The organism is Pseudomonas sp. BJa3 (assembly GCF_026343815.1).
In the GTDB taxonomy this organism is placed as follows: domain Bacteria; phylum Pseudomonadota; class Gammaproteobacteria; order Pseudomonadales; family Pseudomonadaceae; genus Aquipseudomonas; species Aquipseudomonas soli.
The window spans coordinates 38,142-60,227 of the sequence record NZ_JAOXMC010000019.1; the positions used below are offsets into that span (position 1 = coordinate 38,142).

Below are 22,086 nucleotides of genomic sequence, written 5' to 3' on the forward strand. Positions count from 1 at the left end.
CGCAGCGTATGGCAAGGATCCGTCGGCTTCAGATCGAGAACTTCCGTTCAATCCAACGCCTGGATTGGACTCCTGCCCCGGGATTCAATTGCCTGGTTGGCCCTGGCGACAGCGGGAAGTCCAGCATTCTCGACGCTATCGACCTCTGCTTGGGCGCCCGCCGCAACGCCCCCTTCGGCGACACTGATTTCTACCGGTTGGATGTTACCCGCCCGATCCTGATCACGGCGACCATAGGCGACCTGCCCGATGACCTGATCAATATGGATAGCTACGGTGATTTCCTACGGGGCTTCGACCCTGTCAATCGAGCCCTGGAAGACGAACCGCGCTTCGGTATTGAGACCGTCCTGACGTTACAACTTAAGGTAGAGAGTGACCTGGAGCCTCTCTGGCGGCTCTATTCTGAGCGTGCACACCAACAGGAGATTGAGCGCAACCTTGCATGGAAGGATCGCGCTCGCATCTCACCAGCTCGCATCGGCAGCTACGCCAATACCAATTTGTCATGGAGTCGCAACTCCATTCTCAATCGCCTCACTGATGATCGGCCTGCCCTGGGCGGTGCGTTGGCAGCGGCGGCGCGGGATGCCCGCAACAGCTTCGGCGTACAAGCCGGCGCGCAGCTTGAACAGCCACTTCAAATCGTCACGCAGACCGCCATACAGCTTGGGGTTCCGGTGGGCGCATTCACCCAGGCCTTACTGGATGCGCATTCTGTCTCAATTGGTGATGGCGCCATTGCCTTGCACAACGAGCAAGGTATTCCCCTGCGGTCATTGGGCTCGGGGTCATCTCGTCTACTCGTCGCTGGACTGCAGCGCCAAGCAGCCCAGACAGCGTCTATCGCTTTGGTTGACGAGGTGGAGTACGGGTTGGAACCGCACCGGTTGATCCGCTTCATGGATTCTCTTGGTGCCAAAAACAATCCTGAACCGCTGCAGGTGTTCCTGACTACCCACTCCCCAGTAGCCCTGCGAGAACTCTCAGGCCGTCAACTCTTCGTCGTTCGCTCTCTCGCCAATCACCATGAGGTACTCCAGGCCGGCGTCACCGATGACGTGCAAAGCACACTTCGAGCAGATCCTGAGGCATTTCTGGCCAGGCGCGTGGTGGTGTGCGAGGGAGCCAGCGAGGTGGGACTGATGCGTGGCCTGGATCAGTACTGGGGCACCTTGGGTTTTCCCTCTTTCCTGGCCCTCGGTGGAGCATATGTCAACGTCAATGGGGGCAGTCCCGACAGGGCCTACCAGCGCGGCTCCGCACTGCTAAGCCTTGGCTATCAAGTGCTCGTCATTATCGACGCAGACAAGCCCGCGACCCCTGAAGTCCGGAACGCTTTCCTGGCTGCAGGTGGGCAGTCTGCGACTTGGGGACAGCAGAGAGCTCTAGAAGATGAGCTGTTCGCAAGCTTGCCGCATCATGCAGTTGATCGGCTGATTACCCTGGCGATTGAAGTGCGGGATCGTGACCTGGTGGATAGCCACATTCGCGATCGCTCTCAGAATGCATTGAATCTTGAGGCGATCCAAGGATTTCGGGAGCAAGGTGTTCCCTACGCTCCACCTACGCTAACCTCATTGGGCCAGGCGTCTCGCATTCGCAATAATGGTTGGTTCAAGTCAGTGACAACGTACGAGTTCATTGCCAAGAACATCATCGGCCCTGAACTGAACGCTTCCCACCAAAGCCTTCAAGCGACCATCAATTTGATCAGGGGCTGGATACATGCCACCTGAGATCGCATTGTTCGATTTTCCTAGGGGATCAGTCACCGCGCCGGCGGGCTGCGGCAAGACCCAGCTGATCACAGATACCTTGGCTCAGCACAACGGCCCCAAACCCATTCTGATCCTCACACATACCAACGCCGGAGTTACAGCCCTCCGCGCACGGATGGCTCGGGCCAGAGTAGCACCGACCTCATTTCGAATAGCCACTCTTGATGGCTTTACCATGAAACTCATCAGCAGGTTTCCAGGCAGAAGTGGGCACAATCCTGCAATCATGCAGCTGGCCAATCGAACCACTGACTACCCGGCCATCCGCTCAGCTGCCCTCGGACTACTGAGGGCGAGACATCTTGATCAGGTATTGCGGTCGACCTATTCGCATGTGCTGGTCGACGAATACCAAGATTGCAACCAGGTGCAGCACGCCATCATCACCTGCTTGGCCGGCACGTTGCCGACGTATGTCTTGGGCGACCCAATGCAGTCGATTTTCGACTTCGCCCAGAACAGGTTAGTCGACTGGAATACCGAGGTTCTTCCGGAGTTCCCCGCGATAGGAGCGCTGGCCACACCATGGCGATGGCGGCTCGCAGGTGCGGAGAATTTAGGGCTGTGGCTGCTGCACGTCCGGCAGCAACTGCAAGCTGGTCAGCCCGTTGATCTCGCTGCAGCGCCACCTGAAGTTGAATGTGTGCGGATCCAGGCAGCGACAGCTGATGCGCAGCGGCGAGCTGCTGCTATGACACCTCTGCACCAAGGAGAGACTGCGCTTATCATCGGCGACTCAAGAAACGCCAGTGGCCGACAGCGCCTGACAAGCCAAACACCCGGTGCAACCACGGTTGAGGTTGTTGATCTGCCCGACCTCATCACCTTCGCTCAGCACTTCCAACTGACCGGGCCGATGGCACTGACTCAAATAGCGAACTTCGCCGGGAGTGTCATGACCGGAGTCGGCGTGAACCCCTTCCTTGCACGAGTCGAGACTATTCGCAGCGCTCGCAACCGCATCCCGCCCACGGTCGCAGAGTCCGTAGCCGTAAACTTCCTCGTAGAGCCAACCTATCCAAGGGTGATAGACCTCTTGCAGCGACTTTCCGAGCAGCAGGATTGTCGCGTGTACCGGCCTGAGATCCTTCGCTGCTGTATCGCCGCGCTACGGATTGCAGCCTCTAGAACCCACTCATTCCATGAAGCCGCCATCCAGATCCGAGAGCGCAACCGACTCCAGGGTCGATCCCTTTCTCGCAGGGCAGTCGGCAGCACGTTGCTGCTGAAGGGCCTAGAAGCGGATGTAGCGGTGATTTTGGAGCCTGAGGAAATGAATGCCAGGAATCTCTACGTTGCCATGACGAGAGGCGCTAGAAGGCTCGTCATCTGCAGCCAGAACCAATTCCTCGGACACCGGAGGTAGATCACAGTAGAAGATGCTCAATCGAGGCCTGAAGCGCCTCGGCGTTTGGGATGATGTCGAAGGATCAGTGTGGCGCATAACCAGCACGGGCCAGGCCACTCTGCAGCTTTGCGACAGCAGCCCAGATTAGATGGGCTTCGTAATCATTCATTGCGCACTCACGCACCTCACTCCAACTGAGCCGTTTAAAGAACTGGGCTAATGCCACAGTTTCCTCGTGGCTCATTTCGGCATCCGCCTGGCGGCCCTCGACCTCGAAAGTCAGGGTGACATCTTTGTGCTGGGACAGCTTACTCATAAGGGGCTCCATTTTTGCCTAGGGCCAGTTTGGCGAGGTTAGACAACGAGTTTGTTCAATAGCTTAATTAGCCACTTCCAAAGCGCGTTGGCCACAGGTGTCTGTAAGGGAGAGTATCAAGCCCTCATCACTGATGAGGCTGCAGGAATCCAATGCAGACGCCATGATTAATTCGCACGAGCATAAGTACCAGACGGCCTATTCCTCTTCTTCTGAAGTGGGTGTGATGAAATACCCGCCACCCCATATTCTACCCGCGTAGGCCGGATCATCATCGGGCGAATACGACACCTTCACACTGAAATAACTGCTCTGTACGCCATATTTCTCTCGCAGCTGCTCCGATAGCGCTAATACGGCTTCTTGGCGCTCACGCAGATCCCGCCCCCTATCAAGCTCATCCAAAGATGCAAGATAGCGCCCTTTCTTGTTTGGTTTGACTCGACCTGCCTGCACTAACTTCCTGACATATGGGTGGCTGTTGTCTTCGAACCAGAGCCAGCAGCCTCCCCACTCTCGTTTAACTGTCTTGGCAGTCGAGCCCTCAAGCCTGATGACGCGGGTAGAGAAATCAATTGCAGCCAGGCCTGCCTTGAACGCCGGGACAGTCCTACAGGATTTGAAATCGAAGCAAGCCTTGCTGAAAACCGCTTGCATCTCAACCTCGCTGAGACCATCAATACACGAGGGCAGTTGGTCGCAAACGAGGATGTGATCGAAGTGTGCTTCGGATACGAGGCCCCGGTCGATCAAGGTCAGTACGTCGTACTGAAGCCTACGGGCTGTTGCCAAATCGGGCACCACGATGCCCATCCCCGACCATTTTTTCTGGGTGAGCTTCAGCCCAGGGATGACGTTGTCGTCGAAACCACTGTCCTCGATTTTCTTGATGTTGCGAAGGTAGTTTCTGGGATACCGCCACCGCCATTCAGGCAACGAGGTGCACTGGTTCGCAGGCGACTGGTCACAGAGGTACCGGTACCGGTTGTCAGCATCATCCTGCTTCAGGTCATCAAGCCAAGTCCCATCCAGCAGGCTAGCCTGTCCATTCGACCACTGGACAACCGGTTGAATGCCGCCTTTCAGCGCAACCTTCATGGGTAGCGTGATTGCGTACTGCGTGACCGCACCATTCTGCGGAGTGAAGCCATCGCGCACGGCGATGAGATCAGCCAGGTTGAACGTTGTGAAACACAAAGCGGGGTGCTGGCCTTGGATCGTTCTCATACCCTCGCGCACACCGAAGGTGGGCCAGAGATGGTGCATCCGCATAGCTAGCCTGAGCAGAAGCCCAGCCGACCACTCGTAATCATCGGACTGACAGTAAAAGGGAAATGATTCAGGGATGAACTCAGGGCATGATGCGTCAAGAAGATTAACCGTGCGAAAGTAATGGGCTATACGAGGTACTGAACATCCACCACTTTTCCTCCTCGGCATTTCGGCTCCCCCTACTCGATAAAGTCTGATCGACTCAGCAACTCATAAAATCGCACAACTCAAAATTAACAATGACAACCATAGACACAACTTTAAAACAATGCAAGCGGCTCAGATATTTTATGAGCACACCACAAAGCGCCATAAAGACTTTATTGCTACACAAGCAATAAATAGTCAAATCAAATATTGCAGCTCAAGAAGCCCTTGCAGAGGAAGCCGTTGATCAAACACGCACCAGAATCAGCATATATTGAATACACCAATCGACAACCCACTGAATTCTCTAGTCACTTTAACTCACCCTCACCACTACTAATAACAACTTCGCTAACACTGCAGAGTAAAGTCGGATACCCAAAGAATTGATTGATTTTCAATATCTCTAACACGCAATGAGATTTTCTAATGAAATCCCTCATTGATCACTTGCCACCCGTTTGCTTCAATAAACAAGCGAGGCCATTACGTGACAACGATACGCAGTCATCATCCTTTCAACTCACTTTGCGCAGCCTGGTCGGCCCGCGTAGGTACGTACCAGTCAACGAAACTATATTTTCGATTTTGCGGATCATGGGGCAGTTGAACCGAAAATCTAAGCCATAGCTTAGTTTTTAGTGAGCGTTTTTAAGGATATCCATGCTCCATCTGAGCCAGTACCCCCATCACCCGCTCCAAGGTCTTCTGATCTTTCACGAATTCGATTGCTGACATGCCATCAGGCGTCGATAGCCGCACCGCTGCTTTGGCCGTTCGCCGGACGCTTATCTGGTTGTCGCGATTGAGCATGGTCAATTCATCCGTGCGAACCGCCAGGGTGTGTTGAGGCTGCTGCAGGTTGGGCTGCAGTTGCTGCAGCTGTCCATAGTGACGACGCCGTGCTTGTCTACGTTGCCCTCTGATCGCCGGTGCTTCCAAGGGCCAGGGCCTTCGAAAGCTGGATCGATGGTGAAATCAGACCTACGTCGGATGGAAGGATTTGAAATCTGATACGTCGATCCCACGCCCTCCTTCGGTGGCCTTGCTGCCTGCAGCCCAAACGAGATCGATCGTGATCCTTAGGCCTGAGCCTGCGACTTCATCTTGATGATCTCTGCCTCTGCTGCGCGCAATTCGGCAGTCACGCCCGACCACATCACCACTAAGGTCGAGATTTTCTCCCGGCTTGCCTGCAACTCCCCTCCCAGCTCGTCAAGCTCGCTTTCGAGCAGATGGCAACGCTGTTCGAGGAGCTCTTCACGACTGAAGAAGGGTTCGAGTGATGTGTCATCGACGTGACGATTCATGCCATGTGCCCTAGATACGAGTGGAGTACAAATGTTCTCCTATGAGAATAATTCTGATAGCTGTATATTTCAACAGTACTGCCCAGCCGCCCGCTCGATGGCCTCGGCTTTGCCGAAAGCTGGAACGCGAAGCCCAACGCTGTCCGGGTGGCCCAGATAATGCCAAGCCGTGACGGCCTGGTTCGATTGTCAGTGGAAAGGGGATGCCAGGGTCATGCGTAATGGCGTCTCGATGCGAGGAGAGCTTCATGGCACTGAAATCGTCTTTCGCTGTCGTGCTGCGCGCGCTACGCAGCAAACGGAACATATCGCAGCGTGATTTTTCGGATACGACCAGTAGGACGTATTTGTCCAAGCTGGAAAGCGGAAAGTCCAGTATCACCCTGGACAAGCTGGAGCAGCTCAGCGAGCGGCTCGACCTGACCCCGCTGGCACTACTCGCTTTGACGGTGAGTGAGGCTACAGGCGAATCCGCAGTCAGCCTCGTAGCCAATCTAGATCATGAGATTCGCGCGTTAGCGCGCGATGGTGGTTTACCGGGCTTGAATGCGCTGAAGGCCGCCCCTGGCCCTGCTATTCCTTCACCCGCTGTGCGGCGCACCTCTGGCCAACCTCCTCGCCACACTCAAGCAGTAGAAGCAGGACAAAGAGAGTTGCTCTTCTGAGGCTGGCTTTGATGCGAGATCTGGAGCTTAACAGCAGAAGGACTGGTTACGGCTCACTGAACCAATGGTCGATTCGGGCTAATGGAAGCCAGCAGAAATCATACTCCCAGATTGGTCAACCAACCGCTGGTTAGGGTGCCGGCCCAATGTCTTGACCCTCAAGGTCAGTCGGGGCGTTTGAGGGATCCCCCGCTGGAACTGGACTGATCCAATTCCTGGCCTGCTCCAGGTATTCCAAGACCCCAATCTGAAGGCTGCCTCGGAATCCATCAATGGCGGACTCATACTCCAGGAAGTCGACAGCGGTATCATCGATCTTTGATCGCCAATTGCTGAAAACGTGCTTAGGCTCATAGTCATCGCTGACTGGGTGTTGCTTGTAATTGTCAACGAGCAGTCGCACCTTGTCGGTGAGTACCAACCATTGAAGGGCGCGCTCAGAACTGATCGATGATGCAATCGCCAGGGTGGCCGAAAAGTCGGCATACCTTGAGTGGGCTGTAAATAGCGCACATTTCAACTTCCCGAAATTTGGGTTATCTCCATCAACTTCTGCGATCAGCCGGTCAAGATGACTGATGGTTAGAAGGCTCAAATCCGCTTGAGTGATCTCCATCGTGTGGCCGAACCAATGAGCTTTTGCATAGGAATCGACGATTGAGGCAACCAGGCGGTTCAAAACCTCCATCTGGTGTTTTTCCTTTCTCAACCGGGGGATCACATCGACCACGACGTAGAAAAAATATGCCGCGACCAATCCTGTCAGAAGATCTCCAATGACGTCTTCAAAAGCCTTTGACCTCAGTACGAGCACGATGCTGGGCCACTCGGTGACCATATAGTCAGTAGCGGGGAATTTCACTTTGACCGCCAGGAGGCAGGCTAGCGCTGCGCAGGCCGAGGCGCATAGCTTTCGTTCAAATCTATCCTTTAGAAATTCCCACATATCCCTCTCCCATGAAAAAGGGCCCCGCAGGGCCCTAATTTGCACTCAAAAAAGACTTACTGAGCGAGCCAGCTCTCAACTTCCTCAGCACCGTACTCGCTCTTCCACTCTTTCAGAGTTTTATGGTTTCCGCCCTTGGTCTCGACGGTTTCACCTGAGTGAGGATTTTTGTAGACCTTCAGCTGGCGGGGCTTGCGGCTAGTTTTCTCTACTATGGCAGCACTCGCGCCCCGGCGATTGGCGGCCTGTGGGTCGAGAATGGCAATGATGTCGCGCAGGCTGCAGCCGTACTCATTGAGCAAGTCGCGAAGCTTTTTCTCGAACTCGATTTCGCGCTTAAGGCCATCGTCGTTCTTCAGATTTTCCAATTCAGCGAGCTGTGCTGCGAGCTGCTGTTCAAGTGCGCGAAACTCGGCAAGTCTGGACATTTGGTTTCCTTATGTTGGCTCGGCTCGTTTGGAGCGTCATGTCGTAGCTCATTAGCTTACACGAGTATACGGTAACAGTAGAAGACATGATGCTCAGATGTGCAACCAGGCGTGGAGGTTGATACGCAGCCAAGGGCGAATGTGCCTCAGGAGAACTTTATCCCATGTCTACTGGATCATGACAGGCTAGTCATACCCTGCCCTTCGATGGCAGCTTTTTTCTTTCGCAGCCGGCAGCAGGTTGCCAAGAAGGAAAATCAGAACGGCATAGGGGTGTCGTCAAGCGATTGCCCCTCTTCCATGGGACTTCTCAGTGCTGTCCATAGAATGGCGGATCAGGTTCCGTGGGTATTCAGGAAAGGCTTCGATGGGTAAACAGCGGCCTTTCCTGATCGGCAACTATAAGCCTGAAACCAAACGAATCAATCAGAGCAAGACTTATCGCGCACATCCTCTAATTTTTCCACCCCCTCCCTAAAAGCCGCAACTCTGTTTCGCCGAGTGCTCTTCAACCACCGCTCTAGCAAGAGCGATGGCTTTGAGCACTTAATAGCAACTATCTAATTAGAGCAGCATTCATGCGTGCGCAAAGGCGAACCCCTTACTCATCGAGCGCTTGCTTAACATTTCCAGAACCTGCAGCTTTAACTTTCTTTTTAATGCGCGAAGCAAACCGAACCAACGGGTCTTTATCGACTGATTTACCCTGATGAATATTGTCAAGACCGCGAACCACCAGATAAATCCCGCCAGCGAGCACTGCAAAATAAAACTCCAAGCTCTCTGGCACATTACCCTTCTCAACAAACGCTCTATAAAAAGCAAAATAAATCCCCGCCGTAACCTCTGTAAAACCATAAGTAGCCCTCCATTTAAGCCGCATACAGAAAAACACACCACCAACAACCAAGGTGGCAATTCCAACTAGCCAAGAAAACAGCCAAATATTCGCAGTTTTCACCCAGAGCACAGTGAGCACACCTTTAGCACACAACACTACGCCATAGAAAATAAAGAAGAAGCCGAATCCATAAAACAAGCTTGCAGCAATACTTTTAATGCCCGGCCACTCCAGCCAACTGCTTTTTGGCTCTTTAGTGGCATAGGCAGAGTAACCAATTATGCCGATACTGAGTGAAATCGCCATAATCAAGGACGCTACCGATGCTTTAAAGATCTCATGTACCAACATCGGATATCTGAAGTAAGCCAAGACAGCCAGCCCCAAAACACCCCCAATGACGCACCCAATTATAATCATCCACCGTTTGTTTTTTTCGCCGCTTGTTTCGACACTGTTCTTCATGATGCTATCAAATCCCTCTGACTATGGCGTGAGCATGATCTCCATGTAGCATCGTAACAGAGGCGACGGATTTTGGATGCTCAATTAAGTGCCAAAGTGCGCGCCCACATCGCGAGCCCCATGAGGCAAGCTCAATGGTCACCTCCATTTTTTTAAGCACTCCCTTATTGCACGGATGGTACTGTCACATGCCCAAAACCATGCGGTCGCTCGGCTTGCGCCTGGCATCGCAGGCTTCTTCATTGCCGAACGTACAGAGGCTCTTCAGTGACAGATCTCAGCACTCCAAATTACTCCCTGATCGAGACCATGCGGCTCGATGAGGATGGCCAGATCAAACTCAAGAAGAGACACCTTGAGCGGCTAGGAAAGAGCGCCAAGGAGTTGAGTTTTTCCTATGACCCTACCAAGGTGGCAGCAGAACTGGAGAAAGTCATCGCTGCATGCCGGGCCGAGTTCGAGGATGAGTCTTGGAGGATTCCGCCGCTCACCTCGTGCCATGGTGATTACCTTGGCCGTCATCGCGTTCGCCAACAGTGCGTACTACCTGATCCTGGCCTACCTGCCCTCATACCTCCAGACCGAACTGAAGATGTCCAGCGACTCCGCATTGCTGCTTTCGGTTCTGGTGATGGGTTCGATGATGATCGCGGTGCCGTTCTTTGGCCGCCTGGGTGATCGCTATGGGCGCCGGCCACTGCTTGCTGCATCAGCTGCCCTGTATCTGCTTCTGGCTGTGCAGGTGGTCTCATTGCTCAACTCGGGCAACGAAACCACGGTTTACCTGACCGCCATCCTTGCAGGCCTGGCACTCGCGCCCTACGCCGCCTCCAGTTGCGCCGCACTGACCATTCTGTTCCCGCGCTCCAGTCGCTTCACTGCGTTCACCTTGGCCTACAACGTCTCGACAGCGCTGTTCGGTGGTTCCATCGCGTTTAACGTCTGATAGGCCTGGGCCAGCAAGCGTGCTGCCCAGGTACATGCAGCCTGGACACCGATCCGATTTTTGCGCCCTCCTATCCCCGGGGTGTACTTCGCGTGGAAAGGCTCCGTGTCACCAAAATTCTCGAATGTGCGATCGCCTAAGTGAGCGCAGAGCAGCACCATCACTAGCGAGTTCTGTGGAATCACAATCCCCATATCAAACGCGGTCGCCGAGGCAAGAGCAAACCAGGATTAATTGCATACGAGTGCACGCTGGGCGAAAATGGCCTTTAGCCACCACGCCTAATGGATGCCGGTATGGAATACGACGAAAACGCAATCAATATAAAACTGCAAGCAGAAGCCCTTCTTGATCTAGCTTATTACTTTCCAAGCATACCCAGGTCGGATTTCCCATTGGCTCTGCTGTTGAACTACGCCACCTTTATTACGATCGAGGATTCAAAAGAAAAGGATCTACATGATCTACTTGCCCAGATCGGTAATCTAGCAAATCTGAACGATTACGAGAAATGGGAACCAAGCGTTCAACTCATTGATCACATCATCAATACAGACAGAAAGAAAAAGAACAGGGCATCACGCTTAAGCGTTATCAATTACCTGATAGATCATGTCATTACAAACTCACACAACATCCATTCATCCTACCCAGACATTTTGTCAATTTTATCATCAGGCATTCACAACGACTTCGAAAGTGCACGTTTCATCGACTTAATCCCCACAACCGCGAGCACTTCGTTCAACGATCCCAAGGCGACACTCTCCAATCGGATCTTGTTAGGTTCGCCAGCAACTGAACTTGACCATTATTTGCTGCAATTGAAATTCAAGCTCAACAAGCTACCACGACCTACCATTGAATATAAAACCATAGGAAGCATACGCTTAAGCGATGCATCAATACTCATCGCCCCAACCACAACCCAAACTGAATCATCAACACCAACCTTGCTTGTGGATATTATCAAAAAACTTGGCGAAATCAACCCACCTCCCTGCCGACTGCTAATAGCAACCCCGGATCAGCAAGGCGCAAAATCGAACAAAGAAAAGTTACTGAAAAACGTCTTCGGCAATAGACATAGCATTGAAGCCGTAATAAATTTCAGTAGTGCAGAGCAAGGAAAAAAAGGGATCGAGCACTCGCTAATTGTTGTCAAAATTCAGCCCAAAGACAATGACACTACGGTCTACATCGATGTTTCCACATCCAACAAGGCCATTGCCAATCTCAGCCCTGAGAACAGGGCCATCCTGGGAGCTAGTATATATCGTCTCTATCAAGGCCAGCACCCTGCCAAAATCTTCGTTCCAGAGGAAGTGGAAAGTTTCCTGAAGGCGCAGTTCTCCCGGGGCTACAGAGATGTCAAAAATGTTTGCGTTGCCGTGCTGAACAATCCTGACAAGTTAGTGCAAACCCACTCGATCAGGCAATTTATCCGACGACATCAAGATTCAGCCGATACAGTATCAAGTGTTGCGGATCTTTCGGAAATCTTGCAGATTTTACATCACGGGAAACCTCCGTCCTGCATTTTTATCATCGGCAACAATGGTGCTGGGAAAAGCCTCTTGTTACGCGACTTGATTACGCGACTTGGAGAGCAAAACATCACGACAGCTGGTATTTCAACCACCATCCATGACCGGTTCCCATTTAGCGAGGCCACCCTACGTCATCGTAATTTTATCTATAAAGGCGCCCGTACCTCCTCACGCAGCATCATGCTTTCGAATTTACACGAGGATGCAAGTCAGCAAACTGCCAACATATTCAGAGATCAGCATAAGCTAGACGCTATGGTGGAATGTTTTGAGAGCTTAGGGTACGCACCACGATTCTATCTCATCAAGAAAGCGGCGACGGTCACCGAGGATACAGCTGCAGATGAGCAGTTCATACAGCTGGATCTGACCGTCAAGCACAACAAATTTCCTCCAAATATAAGTGAGTATGAGTTCGGACTTGTTCGAGCTGGCTCAAAGGAAAAAGTTCGCCCATATTCTGCATTGAGTTCGGGAGAGCAGAATATCACCCACCTCCTTCTTAGAATTATCACAAATGAACAAGCTGGACGGGTTTTCCTGGTTGATGAACCTGAAGTCAGTTTGCACCTGCAGTGGCAGCAGAGCTTACCAAGAGTGTTCGGCATTCTGTCGAGACGATTCCATATATCCTTTGTGGTTGCCACTCACTCTCCCACAGTGATCACCAATGCAAGTGACCCATTAATGCATTGCTTTCAACTGAGCAAGGGTGAGCTCAGACCTTTGAATGAGGAGGAGCGCTTCTCAGTTGAGTCGATCATTCTTGAAGGATTTGATACTTACACCCCTAATAATAGGGGCGTCCATGAAAAGTGTGCAAAGCTTGTAGCTCAAACCATTTCAAACCGAAATACGCCGAATGGGCCTGATTCAAAGTCTGCTCTGAAAGAGCTAAAAATCCTTCAAAAACTTGTAAAGACCACGGGCGGCAACTCCAGCGGCGCCTCGGGCGACCTTGAATTGATAAGGAAAGCACACACAGCCATTAGCCTACTACTTCGGGATGAGATCGAGATCGCTTAGGAAATGCAACGGACATGAAAGACTACTTCATCATCGACCAGGCAGAAATGGATCGTTGCCTATCAAGGTACGAAGCAAACTGCCATAAGACTATAAAACAACGCAGGCGCACCTTTCTTATCCTTGCCGCTTTTGAGAGAGCAGCGCTTGATAGGTTTGAACGAATCCAGAAAGGAGAAGACTTACCGAAGGTTGACCTATGGAAAAACCTCTCCAACCTCAAACCCAAGGAAGGAACAACTTACCGCCCAAAAGGCGGAGACATCAAGTCGGCATTCCGCTCATTTCTCGCCACAGAGCAAGGCAACTATTGCTGTTACTGCCAGCGATGGCTGCTCAATAACGGCAACGCAAAACCGATTGAGCATATTCTTCCACGAGAGTCGTTTCAACAGTACGCGTTTAATTTCTGGAACCTGGCTGTAGCGTGTGTCGATTGCAATAGCATTAAAAAAGCGAAGGTCTGGTGTGACAACGGCAAGAGGAATCAGAAAGCGTACCCTGCTCCTTCTTCATTCACGGAAATGTATCACCCACGCTTTCATCGATTCAAAGACCACGTCCGTTTCATCCGCGTACAGACCAACGACCACAGTATTACCCTTTACCGAGGGATCACTCCACAAGGTAAAAAATTATGTGCAGATCTCCTTAAAAGCATCGCTGCGAAGGAGATATTGGTCAACGGCAACGTCAATCTGAAACACTCTCTAGAGGTAATCAACCAGTTCGAAACGCAGGATGGGTCGGAACTGGAGAAAGCCATGAATAATCTACAGGCTGCGTTTTCTAAATCAGCTATGAAGGTGCTCAATCGCTAGGAGATCGGAGGTCATGCTTTTGACCTCCTTTTTCTTATTGAATGACTGAGTACATCACTGCATTGCGGCTCTCTTGCAAACCTGGCTTAGATTGCAAGCGCAAGGGATAATGCTGCTCCTGGGCCACAGCACGCAGTAAATCATCCATGGCCTTCGACACAGCGCCGAGTCCATCAAACTTGTTTTCCGCATCAAAAATCGCACGGGAACCGTCTGGAACACGCAACCGCCTGGCCTCGTCCTTGTTCATCCATAGGTGATCCAGGAAGCGTTGAGTTTCCGCCAAGATTGCAAGCTCATACACTCGGCCCGCAGTCAGGTTAGTGGTGTTGGCGTGGTACATAATTGAGGCGAGGTCGAAGCTGGACAGGTTTATTTTAGTTCCCTCCGCTTCCAGCTCCGCCTTGATGTTCTTGCACAACCTGATCGACTTCCTCAATCCGCCGTACGTGGCGTCGCACCGATCAGTGATTTTTTTGATGTGCAGGAACGGCCAATTGTCGATCGTGGTCATCTTCTGCGCATCCAGGATCGTGATAGCTCGATCATGCTTTTGCCCTGAAGATTGGTACGCAGCAGTGTCGTACCAATGCGACGGAACAACGTCGACAGGTCGAGCAAGCGAAGCGCCGTAGATTTTGACCGCTTTAGGGCTCTTGGAATCTACAGTGGCAGCAGGGAACGCTGCACGTAGAGCCCGATCAACATCCGAGCGCAAAGCACTCAGCACACTCACCGAGGTTCGCCCAGGGGCAGCGGGCGTGTAATGGCCAGCTCTGCTCTTGATGCCATTGGTGTCGTAAATGAAGAAGCTGGTATCCAAAACCAGCAGGTCGACGTCGCTCACACCTCGGATGTGCACATTGAGCGGCACCGAGCCCTGCAGCTCGAACTGGACGCTTGGACTCAAACGCTTTTCAAGCTGGTTGCAAACACGCTCCGCAGTTTCAAGACTGATCTGCGTGTAGGTTGGGTCAACCTCCTGCATCGCTCCAAGCGCGAAGGTGGTGTACGGCATGTCTCTAGCACGAGACTCCCACGCCTCCTGGTTGCGGCTTCGATTGACGATGAAATCCTTAGCATCCTGGGTGACCACAGCTGCCCGATCAAGGCCCGAACGCCGCGAACGCAGCCGGCTGATTCTGTCGTTAACTCCGTTGCTCATTCTTCTTTCTCAGCTCCATTCGTCCGTAGGTAGGCCGCCCATAGCCGTTGAAGTAGTCGCCCGAGGCGGTATCCAGTGTCTTTGAGAACAGTAAATTTGCGCTGCCTTGATGCCCCCTGAGGATGGGCTCTCCCGGCCTAGGATCATTTTTGTAGTTGTAGAGGAGCGTGAAGCCCTCAGCCTCGTCAAACACCAAGGCTGCGGTGATGCTGTGCGAGGAGGACTGAGCAGTTTTCAAGCGAACCCGAATTTTGTCCCAAGTCTGGGTAATGTGCACAACCGCTTCCCAGGTAAAACGGACATTGCCTTCGTCGTCTAGCGAGGTGCCGGTGCAGGCCCACTCCCCCGAGAGATCAGGCACTTTGAGAAATTTGACTATCCACGGCCATTTCCACACTGCCTGGCTGAACGCAGCGTACAAGACCGTGAACACGACACCCGCACCGATGAGTGACATCACAGTGGGAGGAAGATTGACGGGTAAATTGAAATGCTTCGCGAGATCCACGAGCGTTAGCACGGTAAACACCAATGCCGCAGATACACCACTCGCCAGCAGCGTGATGTAGCGGCCAATCACCGCTCGATTTATACCACCGAGCAGGCTGTACTCATGATCATGCACCATGGCTCGACCATCCAGTAGAAAGTAATGATGCGTGGACGACACAAGACCAGTCGCACCAACAAGACCTTGATGAGCCTTGAAGTGGTGTCTCCGTCTGAATTCCCATCAAATGCCTTGACACCCCTCAACGACAGCGATCGCTGAAGAAGGAGGTTTCGACGCTATTCTACCCGACCCGAAGGGCGATGGGATCCAAAAGAAATCGCGTTGGGTGCCGCCGCCGGCTTAGGCGATTCCATGATTCAGGAAGCTATAGGTTCGATCATGGAAACGCCGCACCATGGGTGGTGCAGGCGTGAAGTCGGTACTTGGTGTGGTGACACAAGATGGCGCCTGTGGCTCTTCGCGCCAACTAGAGCGCTTTGGAAGGGGCATCATTGGTGATGGTCTGAACAAACGTGATCAAATCCCTGTAAGGCCCCGCTCCGTTACGATCCAGGTGATAACCCGAGATCCCAAAGGCACGCGGCCCGTGTTCGTCACACCGCCTTGAATCCCCGATCATCAGCACCCGCTCTGATTCCACCTGTTCCGGCAGAACGCCGAGCATGTTGCAGATGCTGCGGTACATACCAGGGTCAGGCTTGAGCAGGCCTAACTCAGCACTCAGTGCGTACCCATCAAGGCCAGGGAGCAGGCTCCGGGCTTTCGAGCAATACGGCCCCGCAAGGTTTGAACACGCTCCGATTTTTATCCCATGCTCTCGCAACAACCCGATCGCGATCATGGCGTCATAGAAGGGCGTGATGGATTCGAGCTCCAGCTCAAGCATGCACTCCAGATCGGCCAGCTCAGCAGAGGACAGACAGATTCCAAATGCCTCAGCGGCTTCGCTGATCCCACCATGGAAAGCCATGATCGCACGCATGTCTTTCGAGGATGCAGCGCGGCCCTGCTTCACCCCGATACGCAGCAGTTGCCTATAGGGGTTCTGGCGGTTCCGGATTTCGAGGAGCGTACCAAATAGATCAAAAATCACTGCTACGGTCATTTATTTTCTCCTTATCGGCACGCAAGCCTCACTGTCCAAACTCGCCGCTATCGCACAATCACTCCATGGGTGGCGAGCTCATTTATCAACGTGTCCCGGCGCAGCATGCGGGGGATTTTAAAGAGACTTCTGTACGCATAGAAGAGACAGAAAGGTGTAAACAGAAGCCCGATGCCAAATGTGGCCGTCCCGATGATCACTCCCGCTGGAATTGCCGCTACGGCGAAGACGATGCCTTTGAGAATACTCGATCTGGCAACCAGACGCAGGTGATCAAGGTCATACTCGACCTTGCCATCCGACTTTTGGAACGCCACTAGAACGATGCTTTTCTTATTCAAATGCTTGTAATACCAAGTCCTAGGCTTATCCGTAACAATTGCACCGTGCCTCTTCAAATAATCTAGCATGCAAACTTCTTTAAAATGAAAGGTCTTCCCTTCACTGTCTTCACATCGAACCTGGTCATAGAGCGTATCAATGTCAGCAGAATTCTTAATATTATAGTTCTTGACTGTAAGTTCAATTTTCTTGAGCTCGGACATACCGTTCCTTAGTAAGAGGTGTACTTACCCCCCTGTTCGACAGAGGATATTTGCCAGAAGAACAGGCACGTGGACTCGCCAGATCCATGCTCTGGGGGTCAAGGCCAGTTTTTTCAAATCAGGTTGTTAGGTTGACTGCGGCTCAAAGAGTGATGAGTCGCAACCGTTCAGAAAATCAATTGTTCAAAGCCCTAGAAAAACAGAGGTCATACAGGAGCACCTGCGTTGTCAGGCATCGCAGATACAATCACGTAGTGATCCATTCCCGACAGACTTCGTACCAATGTATAACCGCCCTTCTGCTCCACCACACGAACCTCCGGTGTCGCGACGATCATGCCATTGCTACTGATACCTGACAGATCGCAATAGACCTGCGCAGTGAAGCGATCACCCACTCGCGCCGCGTTTAGCAGATAGGCGTCAACCGTAACTCCCCAGCCAACACCGGCTGCCTGTACAACCTTCGGTGGAAGTTCGATCAATTCACAAGCACTCACGCTCACCATTCCTCATAAAATTTCAATTAACTTTTTTGGATCGAACCCGCAATCTTCGCCGGGATATCCGCGTTGATTTGAGAGCAAGCGGCAGCCACTCAATACAGTGTCGACGGAATGATGGGTGTGGCCGAATATCCAATAGTCTGCCCGCTCCACTAAAGCGTGCCACCTGTTGTAATAAGCCGCGCTGAGATGCCCATCGTGTTCATCTCCAGCGACTTCTGGAATTGGACAGTGATGAGTGATGACAAACGTCTTGCCATTAAATTGGTGGCTCAATTCTCGATCGAGAAACGCCCTGGTGGCCTCGTTCTTAGCCATCAAATCGTGAGGCCGCAGTCGACGGTAGTTCGAGTCAGCTCTGATCATTCGAAAATCATTCATTTCCCGCGCACAGGTCTTTGACGCGGCAACCCAGTCACCAGTGCTCCCGAAATCTGTCCAGCCGGTGGCGACCAAGAACCGCACGTTGCCCAGGATCAGCGACTCGTTCTCCATCACGTGCACGTGGGGAGCGGCAACGGATTTCATTTTTTCGACAGTTCGATCGAGATGACCTTTGTAACGCTCATGGTTCCCAACGCAGTAGACAACTGGAGTCGTGAAGGTCTCGTTTGCCCACAAAACGCCTTTTTTTTGAACGCTGATATCACCAGCGAGCACGACTAGGTCTGCCTCGACATCAGGGGGGTCAAAAGGCTTGAACTCGATGTGGAGGTCGGAGTAGATCAGTACTTTCATGGGCTGGTGATTTTGGCCTGGCTGCTGGAATGCGCTCGCTGGGTCGAGACCCGATTCGTTGCTCGTCGGAGCTGAAATTCGGTTTAAACGTATATTGATAAAACCCGCTTGGCAGAGGGGCCCGCTGGCGAAGAGTGCCTCAATGTCACTGGCCATGACTATAGTCATTTGCATATGACAAGGCAAATTCCGCATATCGTTGCGTTTGCCGGAAACGCTCATGTCGCTTCGCACAGCCTTTGCCGCAGCCTTGCAATTGCTTCGTACCCGCCGCGAGTCATCGCAGCAGGATTTGGCAGAGGCCGTCGACCCTAGCTACATCAGTCGTCTCGAATCGGGTGCTCGATCTGTGACGCTAGACGTTAGCCAAGACATCGCGAAGGCGCTGGGGGTGGATCCATTGACCTTGTTGACGCTCGCTTACGCTGCACATCGCGGGCAAACGCCCAAACAGGTTCTGGATCACCTTGCAAAAGACCTTGAGTCCACAGGCTTTCTCAGCAGCGAGATACCGGCCTTGGTTCCAAAAAAAACTCATCCGGTGGTGGCAGCGTCATTGGAGCTGAGAGTGCGAATCAAGGAACTGACCGATCAGGGTCATAGTCAGGCCGAGGTGGCTAGGAGGCTGGGGATTTCAAGGCAAACCGTCAGCAATCGCCTGAAGAAGCAGTGAAGCTCAGCGTACAAGTGTCATGACTCACAGCCCACCTTCATACCCCGGTAGTTGATGGGTACAGGCCTCTGGCGACTCAGGCATAATGCATGCCCTGCATGCCTCGCTCCCTATGTCTTAAGGTCGTCCGAAAGTGGCTATTGGTGAACCCCGAAATTTGAATGACCTCTTCTATTTCGCGAAGGTCGTGGAGGCCGGTGGTTTCGCTGCGGCAGGCCGCCTACTGGGCATTCCAAAGTCAAGGTTATCCCGGCGTATCGCGGAATTGGAGGAGCGGCTCAACGCGCGCCTCCTTCAACGCACAACACGTAAATTGCAGCTCACTGCTTTAGGTGAACGGTACCTGCGCCACTGCCAGGCAATGCTCTTGGAAGCAGAGCAAGCCGATGAGGTGGTTGCCAGCGCAACCAGTGAGCCACGGGGCCCTCTGCGGGTGAGCAGCCCGGTCGGTTTGGCAAATCAATTCTTAAATCCACTGGTTCGTGATTTCCTCACCCGGTACCCACAAGTCCAGCTCGATCTGCTGTTGGTCAATCGCCGAGTCGATTTGATCAATGAAGGTATTGATGTCGCCCTGCGCGTTCGCGAAGCCGAAGATGAGGAGCCAAATCTCGTCACCAAGCGCTTGCGTGAGGCTCGTACAGAGGTTGTGGCTTCTCCAGACTTCCTGGCCGCCCACCCTGTTTCTCACCCCAAAGAACTCATGGCTCTGCCCTTCCTGGGGGCTCTAGACTCTGATCGCCTGGCCAGAATGCGCTTGTTCAATCAGGCCGGCGAGCGTTTCGAGATAGCCATGCCTGCCCGTTTGGGTGTCGAAGACTTCATCATGCGTAAGGAAGCGGCGCTGGGTGGCCTGGGCTTCACGGTTTTGCCGTTAATGCACTGCGAGAGCGAGCTGGCCAGTGGAGAGCTCGTTCGCATGCTCCCCGATTGGCATTGCGCCCCAGCGTGGCTCCAGGCGGTCTACCCGCACAGGCGTGGAGTGTTGCCGGCTGTCAGGGCTTGGTTGGATCACCTGGCACATGCGTTCGACCGCTGTGGTGACCGGCCCCTGTAAAAGGTGATGTTGCGTCCGTAGCCAATGCGTTGATTTCAGCATATGGAGAGCTCCACCAGGCTCTCCTCGTAGGCTATCCTTGTATCAATCAATGAGCCTGATCAAAGTCCTGATTTTGATCATTCGTCAAAAGCAAAACCTTTCTAGCCCGTTGATCGATAAAGGAAATGTTGGTTTTGATCAATGGTTTCTCTAGGAAAACAGGTCATCTCTTCTATTTCGCCCGGGTGGTCGAAGCCGGTGGCTTCGCTGCTGCCGGGCGCCAGCTGGGCATTCCCAAGTCGCGCCTGTCGCGGCGCATCGCCGAGCTGGAAGAGCGTCTTGGCACGCGTCTGCTGCAGCGCACCACCCGGCAACTCAAGCTGACCGCCGTGGGCGAGCGTTACCTGAACCATTGCCAGGCCATGCTGCTGGAGGCGGAGATGGCCGATGAAGTGGTGGCCAGCATGTCCAGCGAGCCCCGCGGCCGGCTGCGCGTCTCGTGCCCCGTGGCCCTGGCCCATGCATTCCTGCCAGATATCATCAGCCGCTTCCTCGCCCAGTACCCCTTGGTGCAACTGGACATGGTGCTGCTCAACCGCCGGGTCGACCTGATCTCCGAAGGCATCGACGTGGCCCTGCGCGTGCGCGACCTGGGCGATGAGGACCCAGCCTTGGTCACCCGACGCCTGCGCCAGGCGCAGATGCAACTGGTGGCCGCACCAGGGTTTGCCGACCATATCCGCGAGCCTGCACAACTGGCGACCCTGCCGGTGCTGGGCGCTGCCGAGGCTGACCGGCTGGTGCATTTTCGCCTGCATGGCCCCAACGGGCGGCAGGAGGAAGTCGCCCTGGAGCCGCGCCTGGCCATCGACGACTTCGTCGTGCGCAATGCCGCGGTACGCGCCGGCCTGGGCTTTACCGCCCTGCCGTCGATGTTCTGCGAGGAGGAACTGGCCCGTGGCGAACTGGTGCGCCTGCTGCCAGACTGGTCGCTGCCTGGCGGCTACCTGCAGGCGGTCTATCCGCATCGGCGCGGCCTGCTTCCAGCAGTACGCGCATGGATCGATCACCTGGCAACCTCGTTCGAGGCCTGTGGAGAGCGTTATGTCTGAGAAAAGGATGACCGAGGAGCAAGTGGCGGCGCTGTGCCTGGCCCTGCCGGGCGCTCAGGAAGACTACAAGTGGGGTGGCATCCGTGTGTTCTCGGTGGCCGGCAACAAGATGTTCGCCGTGCAGGACCTGGGCGGCGCGGGCCTGTCGTTCAAGGTGGCCGACGAGCTGTTCCTGGGTTATTGCGACCGCCCCGGAATCCGCCCGGCCCCGTACCTGGCACGGGCAAAGTGGATCAGCATGCTGCCGCCCTATCCCATGGGCCGCGACGAGCTGAGCGACCTGCTGCGCCGCTCGCACCAACTGGTGGTGCAACGCTTGCCCAGGCGCCAGCAGGTTGGGTTGCTGCTGGGGACGGCGGACGCCTAGGCTTCAACCCGGTAATGGCGGCCCTTTGAGCTCGATCCGGTTGCCGTCCGGGTCGAAGCAGTACAGCGACATGCCCTCACCTTCGGCTCCGTAACGCTTCTCGGCAGCCTCCACCCTGACACCGGCCTCGTGCAACAGCGCGCTCAGCGCCTGTTCCTCGAACGGCTCGATGCGCAGGCAGACATGATCGACATTATGCCCACACTGGCCGGGCGCCTCGCCGCCCTGGCGCCCCAGCGGGCCGTCGACCGCCACCAGGTCGATCAGGCCGTCACCGGCGCCAAGGTGGATCATCCCCAGTGTGTCCCGACGCTTGCGCACCGGGCAGCCGAGCAGCTCGTGATAGAAAGCCAGGCTGCGGGTCAGGTCGCTGACGCGCAGGACGACATGGTCGATGCGTAGTATGGCGAAAGCTGGCATGGCGAAGCTCCACGATCAGGCTTTGCCTAGACCATAGCAG

The 22,086-nt window shown here is 53.8% G+C and carries 24 protein-coding genes and 1 pseudogene; 11 read left to right on the top strand and 14 right to left on the bottom strand.

Going from position 1 to position 22,086, the window contains the following annotated elements; translation table 11 throughout:
* Positions 1–8 precede the first annotated feature (8 nt).
* A complete protein-coding gene (locus OH705_RS21565; protein ID WP_267302938.1) occupies positions 9–1,739 on the top strand; it encodes an ATP-dependent nuclease in 1,731 nt (576 codons plus the stop codon).
* Positions 1,729–3,147 carry a UvrD-helicase domain-containing protein gene (locus OH705_RS21570; RefSeq protein ID WP_267302939.1) on the top strand — a complete coding sequence of 473 codons (1,419 nt, stop codon included), beginning with the start codon at positions 1,729–1,731 and terminating at the stop codon, positions 3,145–3,147. Before OH705_RS21565 ends, OH705_RS21570 begins: the two co-directional genes overlap by 11 nt.
* Before the next feature lie 64 nt (positions 3,148–3,211).
* Here OH705_RS21570 and OH705_RS21575 read toward each other — a convergent pair whose 3' ends face one another.
* The 4 genes from OH705_RS21575 to OH705_RS21590 all read right to left on the bottom strand — a co-directional run bounded on the left by OH705_RS21575 (position 3,212) and on the right by OH705_RS21590 (position 6,174).
* Complete coding sequence (locus OH705_RS21575) at positions 3,212–3,445, bottom strand: DUF7706 family protein (protein ID WP_267302940.1); 234 nt, start codon at positions 3,443–3,445, stop codon at positions 3,212–3,214.
* A gap of 198 nt (positions 3,446–3,643) precedes the next feature.
* Complete coding sequence (locus OH705_RS21580) at positions 3,644–4,711, bottom strand: DUF4427 domain-containing protein (RefSeq protein WP_267302941.1); 1,068 nt, start codon at positions 4,709–4,711, stop codon at positions 3,644–3,646.
* 804 nt (positions 4,712–5,515) lie between these two features.
* A complete protein-coding gene (locus OH705_RS21585) occupies positions 5,516–5,806 on the bottom strand; it encodes a hypothetical protein (protein WP_267302942.1) in 291 nt (96 codons plus the stop codon).
* 140 nt (positions 5,807–5,946) lie between these two features.
* Positions 5,947–6,174: a hypothetical protein gene (locus OH705_RS21590; protein ID WP_267302943.1), complete on the bottom strand. Its 228-nt coding sequence runs from the start codon at positions 6,172–6,174 to the stop codon at positions 5,947–5,949.
* Positions 6,175–6,422: 248 nt separating this feature from the next.
* On the opposite strand from OH705_RS21590, the gene OH705_RS21595 reads away from it, so the two are divergent.
* Positions 6,423–6,839 carry a helix-turn-helix domain-containing protein gene (locus OH705_RS21595; protein ID WP_267302944.1) on the top strand — a complete coding sequence of 139 codons (417 nt, stop codon included), beginning with the start codon at positions 6,423–6,425 and terminating at the stop codon, positions 6,837–6,839.
* Positions 6,840–6,969: 130 nt separating this feature from the next.
* Here the strand turns inward: OH705_RS21595 and OH705_RS21600 are convergent, their stop codons facing one another.
* The 3 genes from OH705_RS21600 to OH705_RS21610 all read right to left on the bottom strand — a co-directional run bounded on the left by OH705_RS21600 (position 6,970) and on the right by OH705_RS21610 (position 9,519).
* Positions 6,970–7,785, bottom strand: coding sequence for a hypothetical protein (locus OH705_RS21600; protein ID WP_267302945.1), 816 nt, complete (start codon positions 7,783–7,785; stop codon positions 6,970–6,972).
* A gap of 56 nt (positions 7,786–7,841) precedes the next feature.
* Positions 7,842–8,213, bottom strand: a complete 372-nt coding sequence (locus OH705_RS21605; protein ID WP_267302946.1) for a histone-like nucleoid-structuring protein, MvaT/MvaU family — start codon at positions 8,211–8,213, stop codon at positions 7,842–7,844.
* A 601-nt stretch (positions 8,214–8,814) separates the two neighbouring features.
* Complete coding sequence (locus OH705_RS21610) at positions 8,815–9,519, bottom strand: hypothetical protein (RefSeq protein WP_267302947.1); 705 nt, start codon at positions 9,517–9,519, stop codon at positions 8,815–8,817.
* A gap of 309 nt (positions 9,520–9,828) precedes the next feature.
* Here OH705_RS21610 and OH705_RS29385 point away from each other — a divergent pair.
* The 4 genes and pseudogenes from OH705_RS29385 to OH705_RS21625 form a co-directional block, all read left to right on the top strand.
* Positions 9,829–9,999 (top strand): annotated as a pseudogene (locus OH705_RS29385) (hypothetical protein); the annotation flags it as partial.
* Entirely contained in the window at positions 9,917–10,465 is a 549-nt protein-coding gene (locus OH705_RS21615) for an MFS transporter (RefSeq protein WP_267302948.1), read from the top strand. The pseudogene OH705_RS29385 and the gene OH705_RS21615, both read left to right, overlap by 83 nt.
* 296 nt (positions 10,466–10,761) lie before the next feature.
* On the top strand, positions 10,762–13,041 hold the full coding sequence (locus OH705_RS21620; RefSeq protein WP_267302949.1) for an AAA family ATPase: 2,280 nt from the start codon (positions 10,762–10,764) through the stop codon (positions 13,039–13,041).
* A 14-nt stretch (positions 13,042–13,055) separates the two neighbouring features.
* Positions 13,056–13,862, top strand: coding sequence for an HNH endonuclease (locus OH705_RS21625; RefSeq protein WP_267302950.1), 807 nt, complete (start codon positions 13,056–13,058; stop codon positions 13,860–13,862).
* A gap of 34 nt (positions 13,863–13,896) precedes the next feature.
* Here OH705_RS21625 and OH705_RS21630 read toward each other — a convergent pair whose 3' ends face one another.
* The 6 genes from OH705_RS21630 to OH705_RS21655 form a co-directional block, all read right to left on the bottom strand.
* A complete protein-coding gene (locus OH705_RS21630) occupies positions 13,897–15,027 on the bottom strand; it encodes a hypothetical protein (RefSeq protein ID WP_267302951.1) in 1,131 nt (376 codons plus the stop codon).
* Positions 15,011–15,655 carry a hypothetical protein gene (locus OH705_RS21635; protein ID WP_267302952.1) on the bottom strand — a complete coding sequence of 215 codons (645 nt, stop codon included), beginning with the start codon at positions 15,653–15,655 and terminating at the stop codon, positions 15,011–15,013. The genes OH705_RS21630 and OH705_RS21635 overlap by 17 nt, the downstream gene beginning before the upstream one ends.
* 352 nt (positions 15,656–16,007) lie before the next feature.
* Positions 16,008–16,646, bottom strand: a complete 639-nt coding sequence (locus OH705_RS21640) for an HAD family hydrolase (RefSeq protein WP_267302953.1) — start codon at positions 16,644–16,646, stop codon at positions 16,008–16,010.
* Positions 16,647–16,693: 47 nt separating this feature from the next.
* A complete protein-coding gene (locus OH705_RS21645) occupies positions 16,694–17,191 on the bottom strand; it encodes a hypothetical protein (RefSeq protein ID WP_191087622.1) in 498 nt (165 codons plus the stop codon).
* Positions 17,192–17,397: 206 nt separating this feature from the next.
* A complete protein-coding gene (locus OH705_RS21650) occupies positions 17,398–17,691 on the bottom strand; it encodes a hypothetical protein (protein ID WP_267302954.1) in 294 nt (97 codons plus the stop codon).
* Positions 17,692–17,703: 12 nt separating this feature from the next.
* On the bottom strand, positions 17,704–18,435 hold the full coding sequence (locus OH705_RS21655; protein WP_267302981.1) for a metallophosphoesterase family protein: 732 nt from the start codon (positions 18,433–18,435) through the stop codon (positions 17,704–17,706).
* Between the two features lie 220 nt (positions 18,436–18,655).
* On the opposite strand from OH705_RS21655, the gene OH705_RS21660 reads away from it, so the two are divergent.
* From OH705_RS21660 to OH705_RS21675, 4 genes are all read left to right on the top strand, one after another.
* Entirely contained in the window at positions 18,656–19,108 is a 453-nt protein-coding gene (locus OH705_RS21660; protein WP_267302955.1) for a helix-turn-helix domain-containing protein, read from the top strand.
* A gap of 133 nt (positions 19,109–19,241) precedes the next feature.
* Entirely contained in the window at positions 19,242–20,165 is a 924-nt protein-coding gene (locus tag OH705_RS21665) for a LysR substrate-binding domain-containing protein (RefSeq protein ID WP_267302956.1), read from the top strand.
* Between the two features lie 167 nt (positions 20,166–20,332).
* A complete protein-coding gene (locus OH705_RS21670; RefSeq protein WP_267302957.1) occupies positions 20,333–21,259 on the top strand; it encodes a LysR substrate-binding domain-containing protein in 927 nt (308 codons plus the stop codon).
* Positions 21,252–21,626, top strand: coding sequence for an MmcQ/YjbR family DNA-binding protein (locus OH705_RS21675; RefSeq protein ID WP_267302958.1), 375 nt, complete (start codon positions 21,252–21,254; stop codon positions 21,624–21,626). Before OH705_RS21670 ends, OH705_RS21675 begins: the two co-directional genes overlap by 8 nt.
* Before the next feature lie 3 nt (positions 21,627–21,629).
* On the opposite strand, the gene OH705_RS21680 is transcribed toward OH705_RS21675, so the two are convergent.
* On the bottom strand, positions 21,630–22,046 hold the full coding sequence (locus tag OH705_RS21680; RefSeq protein ID WP_038706200.1) for a VOC family protein: 417 nt from the start codon (positions 22,044–22,046) through the stop codon (positions 21,630–21,632).
* Positions 22,047–22,086 lie beyond the last annotated feature (40 nt).